This is a genomic window from Streptomyces sp. 840.1 (genome assembly GCF_003751445.1).
In the GTDB taxonomy this organism is placed as follows: Bacteria; Actinomycetota; Actinomycetes; order Streptomycetales; family Streptomycetaceae; genus Streptomyces.
Map to the genome: position 1 here is coordinate 706,699 of NZ_RJUU01000003.1, position 12,537 is coordinate 719,235.

12 protein-coding genes are annotated in these 12,537 nt (G+C 73.3%); 3 read left to right on the forward strand and 9 right to left on the reverse strand.

All coding sequences use genetic code 11. The features are described 5' to 3' along the window. Window position 1 precedes the first annotated feature (1 nt). The 5 genes from EDD93_RS35640 to EDD93_RS35660 all read right to left on the reverse strand — a co-directional run bounded on the left by EDD93_RS35640 (window position 2) and on the right by EDD93_RS35660 (window position 6,310). Complete coding sequence (locus EDD93_RS35640) at window positions 2–1,900, reverse strand: sensor histidine kinase KdpD (RefSeq protein WP_185092624.1); 1,899 nt, start codon at window positions 1,898–1,900, stop codon at window positions 2–4. 423 nt (window positions 1,901–2,323) lie between these two features. Beyond that, complete coding sequence (locus EDD93_RS35645) at window positions 2,324–3,331, reverse strand: alpha/beta hydrolase family protein (protein WP_123530486.1); 1,008 nt, start codon at window positions 3,329–3,331, stop codon at window positions 2,324–2,326. Between the two features lie 28 nt (window positions 3,332–3,359). Continuing rightward, window positions 3,360–4,073: a C39 family peptidase gene (locus tag EDD93_RS35650; protein ID WP_123530488.1), complete on the reverse strand. Its 714-nt coding sequence runs from the start codon at window positions 4,071–4,073 to the stop codon at window positions 3,360–3,362. Window positions 4,074–4,236: 163 nt separating this feature from the next. After that, the gene (locus EDD93_RS35655; protein ID WP_123530490.1) at window positions 4,237–5,250 is read right to left on the reverse strand and encodes a helix-turn-helix transcriptional regulator; all 1,014 of its coding nucleotides are present in this window, start codon (window positions 5,248–5,250) and stop codon (window positions 4,237–4,239) included. A 193-nt stretch (window positions 5,251–5,443) separates the two neighbouring features. Beyond that, entirely contained in the window at window positions 5,444–6,310 is an 867-nt protein-coding gene (locus EDD93_RS35660) for a trans-aconitate 2-methyltransferase (RefSeq protein WP_260256101.1), read from the reverse strand. Window positions 6,311–6,357: 47 nt separating this feature from the next. Here EDD93_RS35660 and EDD93_RS35665 point away from each other — a divergent pair, with 47 nt between their 5' ends. Next, complete coding sequence (locus tag EDD93_RS35665) at window positions 6,358–6,936, forward strand: helix-turn-helix domain-containing protein (RefSeq protein ID WP_123530494.1); 579 nt, start codon at window positions 6,358–6,360, stop codon at window positions 6,934–6,936. Between the two features lie 79 nt (window positions 6,937–7,015). On the opposite strand, the gene EDD93_RS35670 is transcribed toward EDD93_RS35665, so the two are convergent. Both EDD93_RS35670 and EDD93_RS35675 read right to left on the reverse strand, forming a co-directional pair. Continuing rightward, the gene (locus EDD93_RS35670) at window positions 7,016–8,278 is read right to left on the reverse strand and encodes an MBL fold metallo-hydrolase (RefSeq protein WP_123530496.1); all 1,263 of its coding nucleotides are present in this window, start codon (window positions 8,276–8,278) and stop codon (window positions 7,016–7,018) included. A gap of 99 nt (window positions 8,279–8,377) precedes the next feature. Next, the gene (locus tag EDD93_RS35675; protein WP_123530498.1) at window positions 8,378–8,818 is read right to left on the reverse strand and encodes a PPOX class F420-dependent oxidoreductase; all 441 of its coding nucleotides are present in this window, start codon (window positions 8,816–8,818) and stop codon (window positions 8,378–8,380) included. Between the two features lie 258 nt (window positions 8,819–9,076). On the opposite strand from EDD93_RS35675, the gene EDD93_RS35680 reads away from it, so the two are divergent. Both EDD93_RS35680 and EDD93_RS35685 read left to right on the forward strand, forming a co-directional pair. Beyond that, complete coding sequence (locus tag EDD93_RS35680; RefSeq protein WP_123530500.1) at window positions 9,077–10,285, forward strand: glutamate dehydrogenase; 1,209 nt, start codon at window positions 9,077–9,079, stop codon at window positions 10,283–10,285. A 125-nt stretch (window positions 10,286–10,410) separates the two neighbouring features. Next, window positions 10,411–11,001: a TetR/AcrR family transcriptional regulator gene (locus EDD93_RS35685; protein WP_123530502.1), complete on the forward strand. Its 591-nt coding sequence runs from the start codon at window positions 10,411–10,413 to the stop codon at window positions 10,999–11,001. A gap of 63 nt (window positions 11,002–11,064) precedes the next feature. Here the strand turns inward: EDD93_RS35685 and EDD93_RS35690 are convergent, their stop codons facing one another. Then, window positions 11,065–12,066, reverse strand: coding sequence for a DUF6745 domain-containing protein (locus EDD93_RS35690; protein WP_123530504.1), 1,002 nt, complete (start codon window positions 12,064–12,066; stop codon window positions 11,065–11,067). A gap of 100 nt (window positions 12,067–12,166) precedes the next feature. Further along, entirely contained in the window at window positions 12,167–12,493 is a 327-nt protein-coding gene (locus EDD93_RS35695) for a hypothetical protein (RefSeq protein ID WP_123530506.1), read from the reverse strand. Between the last annotated feature and the right edge of the window lie 44 nt (window positions 12,494–12,537).

The following is a 12,537-nucleotide window of genomic DNA, read 5'->3' on the forward strand; positions in this document are numbered from 1 at the left end:
TCTACTCCTTGGAGGTGTTCACGTCGAGTGGGTCTTGGTCGCTGTGGTAGGAACCGGCCCGCAGGAGCCGGCCCGGGGCCGCGGCGCCGCGCACGGGAAGCGGGTCCAGCGGTGCGGCTGCCACCGCCGGATCCGTTCCGAAGCCGGACTCCGGCGCGGGCTCCGCCCCGGGTTCCGTCTCGGCGCGGGCCTCCGCGAGGTCGATGCCGCGGCGGAAGGCCGCCACCAGGCCCGGGTCGTGCAGGGTGGGTTCGTCCTCGGTGCGCGGGGCCGGGGCTTCCCTGAGCTGGGGAACCAGGTGCTCCTGGTTCGCGCGCCGGGGAAGCTGCGGCCGGCCCATCGTGCCGCGGACGACTCCGGTCTCCGGCGGGAGCGCCGGTACCGCGTCGTCGGCCGGGCGGATACCGGGCCGGGCCTCGGGGGGCGTGGGGCGGTCGAGGCGTTCGGCGCGCAGCGGGAGGGGCGGGCCCTCGCCCTGACGCCGGGTCTGCTGCGGCTGGTGCATGCGCAGTGCCTGCTGCTGCGGGACGTACGGCCGGCGCTCCGGCTCGGGGGCGGGCGTCGTACCCGGGCCGAGGTCGCGGGGGGCGGGGGCCTCGTCCAGCGGCGGCGGGCGGTGCACGGGGCCGGGAGGCGGGGCCGGGGCCTCGCCGGCCCCGGTGTCGTCCTCGGCCCCGAGCAGGGACTGCGGAAGCACGAGCACGGCCTGCGTACCGCCGTAGATGTTGCTCTGCAGCCGTACGGCGATGCCGTGCCTGCGGGCCAGTGAGGCCACCACGAACAGCCCGATCCGGCCGTCCTGAAGCAGCCGGGCGACATTGACCTGGTCGGGGTCGGCAAGCAGGGCGTTCATCCGCTTCTGCTCGTTGGCCGGCATGCCGAGGCCCCGGTCCTCGACCTCCAGGGCGAGACCCGCCGTGACGCGCTGGGCGCGCAGCAGCACTTGGGTCTGCGGGGCGGAGAACACCGTGGCGTTCTCGACCAGTTCGGCCAGGAGGTGGATCACGTCGGCCACGGCGTGGCCGCGGAGGGTGCCGTCGATCGGGGGCACCAGCTTGACCCGCGGATACTGTTCGACCTCGGCGATCGCGGAGCGGAGCACCTCCGTCATGGTGACCGGGTTGCTCCACTGCCGCCGGGAGACGGCGCCGCCCAGGACCGCGAGGTTCTCGGCGTGCCGGCGGATCCGGGTGGCCAGGTGGTCGACGTGGAAGAGGCCCTTGAGCAGATCGGGGTCCTCGACCTCGTGCTCCAGCTCGTCGAGCAGCTGGATCTCGCGGTGCACCAGTGACTGCAGCCGGCGGGCGAGGTTGACGAAGACCTCGACCTTCTGGTCCTCGCCGGTGTGTTCCGAGAGCCGGGAGGCCTGTACGACGGCGGCCACGGCCGCCTCCTGCTGCCGGCCGAGCTCCTGTGCCAGCAGTTCGAAGGCGTCGCTGCCGGGGGCGGTGGTCTGCGGGGCCCTGCGGGTCGGTACGGGTTCGCCGTTGCGGAGCTGTTCCACCACCTGCTGCAGTTCGGCCTGGCCCTGTGCGCTGGCCCGGCGCAGGGCGAAGCACCGGCCGAGGACGGTGGTGGCGACGCGGTTGGCGGCGAGGAAGGCCGCCGCCACGGCGGCGAGTGCCAGGGCTGCCGCCGCGCCGAGCGCGGTCCAGAGTTCGGTGGACGGCGCGGTGCCGGTGGAGCGGACCGTGAGGATGACGGCCGCGGCGCCGGTGAGCATGACTGCGACGGCCGGCAGCACGGCGGTGCGCAGGAGTTGGGGGCGTATACGCGCCTCGGGGGACGGCTGGGCAGCGCGCGGTCTGGCCGCGGCCGAGTGGGAACGGGCACCCGGTCGGCCGTGCCGCCCGCCCTCTCGGCGTTCCGGTCGCGCGTCGGGTGCGCGAAGTTGAGACATCAGCGTCCTCGGTACGTGGGGCCCCAGTAATCGGTATCCATGTGGTGGCACCTACGGTGGTCGGTCATTCTCGGATCATCGGCCGGGCGGGCACGGGAATATGAGCCCACCGTTGATCACCGGACACACACGGTAGTCGCCCGGAGCGAGGCCGCGGCGGGCAGTTGCGGAACTTGCCCGCTATCCGTCCCGCTCTGGTATGACCTCTCGCACGAGCGACCGAATAGGCAGGTCCGGTCAGTGCGTCATGCGGTGGGGGCGGGCGTGTGCCGTCGTCCCCGGCGGCACGCGAGAAGCCCCCTCGGACATCACCGAGGGGGCTTGCCGGATGTGCGGGCGGCCGGTGTCCCGCTCCCCGCACGGCCTGTCCGCCGGACCGGGCCGGGCGGGGAGCGATCCTGCGGGCGCCGCTGCCGCGGGCCGTCAGGCCTTGCGGAGCCGGGCGACGATGCCGTCGAGGTCGCGGCGGACCAGGTAGTCGCGGATCACGTGCCCGCCCGGCTCCTCGTACCACTCGTGCGGGATACCGGCTGCGCCGAGGAGGCCCCGGAACTCCCGCTGGCCGGCCAGCACCTGGGTCTCGTTGACCGTGTCGAACCAGTTGACCGGGTCGGGGCTGGTGCCCGCCACCAGGAACACCCGTTTGTTCCGGTAGCTCTCGACGCGCTCGACCGGGTTGTCGGCGCTCACCCTGGCCTCGTCCCACAGCGGTACTCCGTAGACCGTGCCGCCGCCCAGGTCCAGGGCGGCGGAGGACACGTTGGCCCAGTGGGTGACCAGTCCCGCGTCACGGCGCAGACTGGCCGGGCCCGAGTGGGCGCTCACCGAGGCGAAGTGGCCGTAGTACTTCGCCGCGTACTTCAGTGCGCCGAAGCCTCCCATCGAGAATCCGGCGACGGCCCGGCCGTCGTACTCGGCGTAGGTACGGAAGTTGGCGTCGATCCAGGGAATCAGCTGCCCGATGTGGAACGTCTCCCAGTTCCGGGGGCCCGTGTTGGTGCTGACCGGGTCGGAGTACCAGCCCGCGTGCCCGCCGTCGGGCATCACGACGATGACGGGCTTCCCGGCCGTCCAGTCCCGGATGCCCGCGCGGTCGAAGGTGATGAAGTCCTGGTCGGTGCCGCCCCCGTGGAAGAGGTAGAGGACCGGGTAGGTGCGTGCGCCGGTGTGGTAGTCGTCCGGGAGCAGGACGTTGACGCCCGGGTCCCAGCCGATCGCGTCGGTCGCGAACCGGTAGAACCACATACGCGGATCGCTCTCGTCGTGCTCCACGATGCGCAGCCCGAAGCCGTCACCCGCCGCGCCGGCCGGGGACGCGGCCGCGAGGACGCCCCCGGCGCCGAGGGCCGTCGCGGCGAAGAGCCCGCCTGCGGCCCTGATGACATTCCTGCGGGTGGGACTGTGGGCACGGTTGCTGCGGTGGCTGCTCAACACGGCCTCCTGGTGGCGAGGGAACGGGTCACGCCGAGTAGCCCTTCGGCGGGATCAGCGTGGCGAGCTGATCGAAGGAGATCCAGTAGATCTGGTTGCCGCTGAAGGAGGCGGGATCGGCTATGAGGACCGTGCGGTCCACGTCGTCGTAGCCGAACACGGTGAAGTAGTGGTAGATCGTCTGGTCCGAGGGGTAGCCGGGCGGCTGGTTGCCGGGCGGGGCCACGATGTTGGCCACCAGCGGGTAGTTGCGGTCGATGTCGAAGACGATGTCGTTCCACAGCAGGTCGCGCTGGCCCTGGGTGGGCGGGTCGTTCGGCATCTCCTTGGTCTCGTACCAGCCGCCGCCGAGGTTCGCGTTGAGTACGCCCGTGACCTGGCCGATGTGGTCGGTGCCGGCCTCGGTCGTACCGAGCTGGCCGGCCAGGACGGCCTGGCTGGGCGGGGCGGTCCTGGCCGAGAGTGCGATGCGGGTGGCGGCCGGTCCGCACCAGTAGCCGGTCTCCTGCACCTGGTAGTCGATCTCCAGCCAGTGCCCGCTGCTGGTACGGCCGGAGGCGACCTTCAGCCGGGTGCCGGGCGCGTTGTGCCCGCTGACGACGGCCGTGCCGGCCTTCGTTCCGTGGGCGAGCACGGATACCGATGGGGTGTGCGGTACGGGCGAGGCCTGGGCCGTGCCGGGGTGGAGGAGAACGCCGACGGCGGCCACGGCGATCGCCGAGGACACGAGTCTCCTGCGCATAAAGGCTCCTGAGGGTGGGGGGACGGGCCTTGCGGGAAGAACGCCCGCCGGGGAACGCGCCCGGCCGGCGCGCACGAAGGCTCCGCGCGGCACGGCCGGTCCCGGCAGCGGGCACCAGCGTCCTTCCCCGCTCAAGGACGGCGCAAGGAACGAAAGTTCAGGCTTACGGGCCCGGCCGCCCCCGCTGTCCCTTCGCCCGCTCCGCGACGGCCAGCAGCGCCCGGCCCTCCGCCGTCGCGACGTGGATGGACCGGCCGGCCTTGCGCACGGTGGCGACCAGCCCCGCCGCGCGCAGCACGTTCAGGTGCTGGCTGACGGCGGGGTGGGTCACGTCCAGGAGCCGCGCGGCCTCGACCGTGGAGCATCCGGTGCGGGTCGCGCGCAGGAGACCGGCCCGGGTGTGACCGAGCAACGGGCCCAGCGGCCCCGCGCCCCGCGCCGGCAGGCCGGGGGCGGGGCCGGCCCAGTCCGCGGCGTGGTGGATGGGGTAGACGAGAACGGGCGGCAGGTCCCCGTCGGCCAGCGTGATCGGCGTGGGCCAGCAGAAGAACGACGGCTGCAGCACCAGTCCCCTCCCCCGCAACCGGAGCTGCTGGTCCACGGGGTACGTCGCCTCCAGTACGGGCGGGCGCCAGCGGAACTGGGGCCCGAGCCCGGCCAGCAGCCCCTCGGTGCCACCGTCGAGGAGACTGCGCAGGCGCAGGGCCCGGTCGGCGTCTATGTGCGCGTGGACGCGCTGCCAGTACGGAGCGAGCGCCTCCAGCTGATAGGTGCGCAGCGCCTCACCGAGCTGCCGGAGGGTTTCGGTGTCGCCGCCGGCCAGGGAACTCACCCAGCCGGGGAGTCGGAGCGTGGCCGCCAGCTGTGTCAGATCGGTCCGCAGCCGTGGCCGCGGAGTGCTCATCAGGGTGTCGACGGCCGCGTGCAGGGTGGCCCGGTCGCCGGTGGTGGGGGTGAGGAAGTCCGGCGAGTACCCGCGTGGCGGCAGCAGCGAGGACAGCAGCCGGGGGCTCGCGGAGAGCCTCGGCCGGACCCAGCGGCGCCAGACACCGAACTCCCTTTCACCGTCGCGGCGTTGCAGGGTCTGCACGCTGTTGCTGATCTCCCAGAGGAAGTCCGGCCCGGGGGCCACCCGGACCCGCCCCAGATCCTCGGCGGTGAAGTGCACCCGCAGCATGGCCGCTCCTTGGAAGGTGGAGGCGCACCGGTGCCGTCCTCGGCCGTGTCCGGCGGATCAGCGAGTAGGCGGATCAGCGGGCAGGTGGACGGGGGTGCACCGGGAAGCCGCCGCACCGTACCCGCTTCCCGACGGCAGCGTACCGCCGTTCGACGCCCGCCCGGCCGTGCGGATGCCGCCGCTCTCCGGGCGGTCAGGGGCGGCGGCCCACCCAGGTGGTCCTGGTCGTCCGGACCGTGAGGTCGTCGCGCCGCAGGACGCTGTGCGGGCCTTCGTCGCCGGTGACGGCGTCAAGGGCGGCCAGGTCCTCGGCGGCGAGCTGCCCGTCGAGGTGGGTACGCAGCTTCCGCAGACAGAGCTGCGCGTAGCGGGCTGCGGCGGGCGGCAGCGGGGCAGTCAGGTCGATCACGAAGGGCCGCTCGGCCTCCGGCACGAAGCCCGCGCGGACGAGGTGGTCCGTCCAGCCGGCGGCGGGTTCCGCGTTCAGGGCGGCGTGCAGGCGGGCCTCCAGGCCGGGCCGGCCCACTCCGATGTCCTCGGGCAGGAAGCGGGGGAAGAAGTCCATCTCGGTGACGGCGAGGAGGCCGCCCGGCCGCAGGGCGCCGAAGGCGTGGGACAGCACCCGGCCGAGGTTGTCCATGTGGTGGAGAGCGGCGGCCGCCCAGACCAGGTCGCTGGTGTCGAGGGCCGGCCATTCCTGGTCGAGGTCCGCCCGAACGCCGTGGACCCGGTCCGCGAGCCCCAGCTCGGCCGCCTTCACCGACAGCCGGTGGAGCATCTGCGGGGAGCGGTCCACCGCCCGGACCCCGGCCCGGGGGAAGCGCCGCGCCAGGGCGATGGCACCGGTCCCGGTTCCGCTGCCCAGGTCGACGATGCGGCCGGGTTCCCGGTCGGACAGTTCACCCAGCCAGGTGGTGAGCTCCGACAGGTACGCACCCAGGACCTCGGCGTCGAGTTCCAGGATCTCGGCCATGGCGGCCGTTCCGTCGTCGGCGCGGGTATCGGCGTGGGCCGGTCGGGAGGTGTCCGGGCGTGGGGTATTCGGGTCTGCGGTGTTCATGTATCGACCGTAACGCCGCCTTGCGCGCATCGCGTAAACTCTTGCGCATGACGCAAGAAAGCGATCTGGACAGCACGGTGCGCATGCGGATCAGAAGCTTGCGGAAGGCCCGTGGCTGGTCGCTCGACAGCCTCGCCGAGCGTGCCTTCCTGAGCCCCTCGACCCTGAGCCGCATCGAGACCGGGCACCGGCGCATCGGGCTCGACCAGCTCACGGCGCTGGCCCGCGCCCTGGGGGTCTCGCTCGACCAGCTGGTGGAGAGCGTCAGCGACGAGGATGCCGTGATCAGGCCCCGGCGCGACGAGCGGCGCGGGCTGACCACCTGGATGCTGAACCAAGGCTCCGGCCCGGCCGGTGCCACTGTCGCCAAGATGCGCATCACCGACGAGGCAAGGGGCCCGGGGGTCGACCGGCTGGGGGTGCACCCCGGCAAGGACTGGTTCACGGTGCTGTCGGGAACCGTCACGCTGCTCCTCGGTGAGCGCGCCGTGCGGGTCGGGACGGGCCGGACCGCCCGGTTCTCCACCATGATCCCGCACGCCATCAAGGCACACGGCGGGCCGGCCGAGATCCTGTGCGTCCTCGATCACGACGGGCAGCGCGGGCACCTCCACCCGCCGGCCTGACCGGCGCCGGACCCCGGCCGGGCACAGGACGCGGTGCGGTGTCCGGGGAACGCCGCACCGTCCCGCGGACACCACGCCGTCAGGCCTGGGCGGCCCGGTCGCGGTCCCGGTCGGGAGCGGGCGTCACGGCTCCGCCGGGCAGCGGTACGTGGACCGGGGGCCAGTTGCCCCAGCCCGCAGCGGGCTCTGCGGCCACGGCACGCCACCACGGGTCCACCGCCGGGGGGTCGGCGGGCTCGAACGGCCGGCCGGGGTGCGGGGCCACCAGCGTCACCCCTGCGACCTGAGTGGCACGCATCGACCATTCGGCGGGCTCGGCCCACGGGTGCAGTGCGAGGTTGAACGTCCCCCAGTGGATCGGCAGCATGATCCCCGCCGCCGGATCGTTGCCCTGAAGGTCCAGATGGGCCTGGACCCCCTCGTCGGGGCTCATGTGGATGTCCGGCCAGGCACCGGGCTCGGGCCGGCCGTCCGTGTGGTCCTTGGGCCAGTACTGGCTGTACGCGCCGATCTGGATCATGGTGGCGTCGAACGGGCCGTGTTCGGCGCCGATCTCCTTGAAGCCGGGGAAATACCCGGTGTCGCCGCTGTGGTAGATCCGGTGCTCCGGTCCCGCCACGGCCCACGAGGCCCAGAGGGTGTGCTGCTGGTTGCGCAGGCCCCGGCCGCAGAAGTGCCTGGCCGGGGTGGCCGTCAGGCTGATCCCGGCGACCTCCGTGCTCTCGTTCCAGTCGAGCTCACGGATCCGGTCCGGGGTCACGCCCCAGCGCTCCAGGTGCGCCCCGACCCCGAGCGGCACGGCGAAGGCGGTGTCCGTACCGGCCAGCGCCCGGATGGTCGGAAGATCGAGGTGGTCGTAATGGTCGTGGGAGATCACCACCACGTCGACCGGCCCCAGTACGCCCAGCGGCAGCGGTGCGGGGTGCAGCCGCTTGGGGCCCGCGAACGCGAACGGCGAACAGCGGTCGCCCCAGACCGGGTCGAACAGCACCCGCCGGCCGTCGATCTCCGCGAGCACACTGGAATGCCCCATCCAGGTGAGCCGCAGCCCGGAGGCGGGCGGGGTGGCGAGATCGGCCAGGGTGGTGGCATGGACCGGTACGTCACCGGTCGGCGATCTCAGTACCCGCTCCTCCTTGCGGAAGTACGTCTTCGCGAACTCCAGGGCGGACCCCGACGGCCTGATCCGTGCCCCCACCGGGTTCTGGAACACCCCGTCGACGAAATTCGGGGAACGCCGGATGCGCTCCATACGGGGGCCGTCCGGGTCGGCCCCGAAGTCGGCGGGCCGCAGCGCACGCAGCCTGGTACGGAGCGAGAACGTGGAGTCAGCGCCGGTCACAAGATCTCCTGAGGGAGTCGGTGTCATCTCATTATGGACGGGGGGTACGACAGTGCGAGAGCAGAACACCCAACAGGATGGTGGCCCGCAGGGCCCGCCTCAGCCACGCGGCTGCCCGTACGCGTGCTCGACGTGCAGGCGCAGCACGACCCGGCGGTCCCTGACCATGGCCCGGCGGTAGTCGTCCCAGTCCGGGTGCTCGCCCTGGACGTCGCGGTAGAGCGCGACCAGCTCCGCGACGGTGGCGTCGTCGGGGTCCGCCGCCGGCGGGGTGAGGTCGGCGGTGCCGTCGGCGACCGTCCACGCCCAGCGGTCCTCGCTGGTCACGTGGTAGCTGGCCCTCGGGTCGCGGCGCAGGTTCCGGGTCTTCGCCCGGTCCTCGGTGACCGAGACCCGGACGATGCGCTCGTCGGGGTAGTAGAAGTGGTTCACATTGGACAGCTGGGGCCTGCCGTCGCGCTTGAGCGTGACCAGTACACCGCTGTTGCCTTCGGAGAACAGCCGAAGGAGCGCATCCTGCTGTGCGTCGATTCCCGTCATGACGGATCCAACGTCCGGACCCCGCGCAGGATTCCGCGTCCGGCCCCCGGCGTCCGTTCCGAGGCGCCGCGCGACCGCATCCGGCCACCGGGCCGCGATTCCGGCCGGGCGGCGTTGACAGCGGCAGCGAATCGTCCCAATACTGAATGGCCATTCAGTAAAAGACCATGGGCCCGACACGCCCCGGCCCGCACGGCCCGGGGCCCGGGGCGCCGCCCCCGGGCCCGCCCCGATCTCAGTGACCGAGGAGAACCCCCGATGACGACGCCCGCGGTGTCCCCGCCCGCCCCGCTGATCTCCCTGACCTGGACGGACCACGTCACCGGTCACCAGGGGCACCTGGTCGTCGACCGGCTGGTGCGCGGGGTGTCCAGCGGCGGGCTGCGGATGCGGGCGGGCTGCACGCTCGACGAGGTGGCGGGGCTGGCCCGCGGCATGACGATGAAGGAAGCGCTCCACTTCGACGCGGACCGCACCGGGGCCCGCTACGTACCCCTCGGCGGCGCCAAGGGCGGCATCGACTGCGATCCCCGCGACCCGGCCGCCTACGGCGTCCTGGTGCGCTACCTGCGCGCCGTGCGTCCGTACGTCGAGAACATCTGGACGACCGGCGAGGACCTGGGGCTCAGCCAGGACCTGGTCGACCGGGCGGCCGCGGAGGCCGGGCTCGTCTCCTCCATCGAGGCCGTCTATCCGCTGCTCGACGACGAGGCGGCCGCCCGGCAGCGGCTGGCCGACGCCTTCGCCGTCGAGGTGGACGGCATCGGGCTCGACGAGCTGGTCGGCGGCTGCGGGGTCGCCGAGTCGGTGCTGGCCGCGCTGGACCGGGACGGGGTCGGCCACGCCGGGGCGCGGGTCGCCGTGCAGGGCCTGGGCACCATGGGCGGCGCGACGGCCCGGTTCCTGTCGCGGGCCGGGCTCCGGGTGGTCGCCGTGGCCGACGTCCGGGGCACCATCGCCAACCCGGCCGGCCTCGACATCGAGGCCCTGCTCGCCGCCCGGGACGGCCACGGGACGGTGGACCGCGGCGCACTGCGCGACGCCGACCGCGAGCTGCCCGCCGGGGCCTGGCTGGACCAGGACGTGGACGTACTCGTGCCCGCCGCGGTCTCCTACGCCATCGACGCCGAAAACCAGGCCGGGATCAGGGCCCGTTGGGTGGTCGAGGCGGCCAACATGCCGGTACTGCCGGAGGCCGAGGCCCTGCTCGCGGAGCGCGGGATCACGGTGCTGCCCGATGTCGTCGTCAACTCCGGCACCAACGCCTGGTGGTGGTGGACCCTGTTCGGTGACATACGCGCCGACGCCGACGAGGCCTTCGCCCACACCCGCAGCTCGATGCGCGCGCTCGTCGAACTGGTGATGAAGCGGGCCTCGGTGGAGAACTGCACCCCCCGGGCGGCGGCCCACGCGGTCGTCGCGGACCGGTTGCCGGTCATGGCGGAACGCTTCGGCTGGTACCGCTGACCGGACATGTGACGGCGGCACGGACGCCCGCCACCGGGCCCGGCGGCCCACGGACAGGTCGTGGTCCCGCCCTGCCGCGGCAGGGCCGTTGTTAGGGTGACGCCGTGGGCAGAGTCCGGTTGAGTGTGGCGGAGCGACGCGAGGAGCTGCTGCGCGCTGCCGTGGAGCAGATCGAGGTACGGGGTGTCGCGGCGGTACGGATCGCCGATGTGGCCTCCGTCCTCGGCGTGAGCAACGCACTCGTGCTCTACCACTTCTCCACCAAGGAGAAGCTGGTCGCCGCCGCGTTCGCGCACGCGGCCGAGGCCGATCTCGCCCATCTGCGCAAGCTGTTGACCCGCCGGACCACGGCGGTGCGCAGGCTGCGCGCCGCCGTCCGCTGGTACGCGCCGACGGGCCAGGCCAAGGGCTGGCGGCTGTGGATCGAGGGCTGGGCCGCCTCGCTCCGGGACCCCGCACTGCGTACCGTGGCGGGCGATCTCGACCAGCAGTGGAAGGCGGAGCTGGCCGAGGTCATCGAGGAGGGCGCGGCCGGGGGCGAGTTCCACTGCGACGACCCGATGTCCGTGGCCTGGCGGCTGACCGCCCTGCTGGACGGCCTGGCGGTGCAGATGACCTCGTACGCGGGCCCGCTCTCCCGGGCCACGATGCTGGAGTGGACCGAACAGGCACTGGCCCGGGAACTCGGCATCGACCACGAGACGCTGACGGCCTGACCGTCCGGCCGTCCGCGTCCCACCCGGCGCCTCCGGCGGCGGCCGCCCCCGCGACCCCGTCCGTCAGGTCTGGCGCAGCGGCGTGTAGGCCTCGCCCTGCAGGCCGAACGTCCAGGCGACGCCCTCCTTCGCGGTCCGGATCGCGGGCGGAACCCGCAGCCAGTAGGTGCGGTGCGTCCCGTCCGGCTCCGGGGTGGAGTTGACCACCTCGACCATGACCACGTCCTCGTCGCCGTCCAGCGCGATCCGCCACAGGATGCCCGTCTCGTCCCGGTGGACCGGTTCGGCGCGCGACTCCGTGAGGTAGCGGTCGTATCCGTAGAACTCCAGCATCACGCGGCGCAGTTCCGCGTTCTCCTCGGCCCGGATCCGCTCGGGGGTGAGCGCGGTCAGCTCCGCCAGGAACTCGGCGGGCACCGGCATGCCGCGCCAGGCGTACAGCCCGAACCCGTCCCGGTAGGAGAGCGCGGGACCGTCGCCCCGGTCGAGCCGCCCCGCCTCGTCGCGGTACAGCTCCCCGGGGCGCTCGCTGATCACCACGGTGCGCTCGTAGGGCCACCACCAGCCCGCGTTCCTGGCCACCGCCGCCAGTCCGTCGAGCCGGTCGCCCCGGCCGTCGAACGCGGCGAGCCAGGCCGCGTCGTGCTGGCCGAGGACCGCGTCCAGGAGGAGCAGCCGCACATCCGGCTCGTCCTCGGGCCGCTCGGCCGCCTCGGCGACGACGGCGGCCCGTATCCGGTCGGCGAGCGCCGCCGTGGTCTCCCACAGCTGGGCACCGGTGGCGGACCAGAGCGCGGACCAGCCGGCCGGGCCCAGCTCGTCGTACATCCGGCGCCGTTCGTCCGCCCAGGGCCGGGTCCTCACCTCCTCGCGGACCGAACGGCCCGCGCCGGTCAGCTTCTTCAGGATGCCGACGGCCTCCCTGGGCGAATCGGCCCAGACGAACTCCGCCGGCTCTGCCAGCCCGGCGTTGCGGTAGGCGAGCCGCACCCCGTCCTCGGCCGCCGGCCGGTCCGCCGCACCGGTCGCCGCCGCCACGGCCCGCCATGAGTCCACGTACTGCATCTTCTTCCCCGTCCCCTGTTGCCTGTGCCGTGCCCCGTTATGGGCGTTCTCGGATCGCGCGTCGCCGCCGGCCCCTGCGGGCCCGGCAGGCGAAGGCCGCTCAGTCCGCGACGATGCGGACCGCCCCCGGTGCGTACTCCCGCTGGCGCACCACGCGGAACCAGCCCTTCGGCAGCGGGATGACCGCGTGTTCCTCGTGCACCACCCGCCCGCCGTCGGGGAGGTGGAGCAGCATCGGGCCGAACACCCCGGCCTCCCGGATCAGCCGTCCCGGTCCGGGCACCGCGTGCGCGTGTCCGGTGACCTCGCCGAGCGCGAGCACCAGCCGGCCCCGCCCGTCGCGCAGTTCGCCAGGTGCGTCCAGGAGGTTCGACGGCACCTCGGACTCCTCCAGCGCCATGATCAGCACATCGCCCTGCCGGTACACAGACGTCTCCCCTCCGGACCGGCACCCGCTGTGCCGGCCACGAG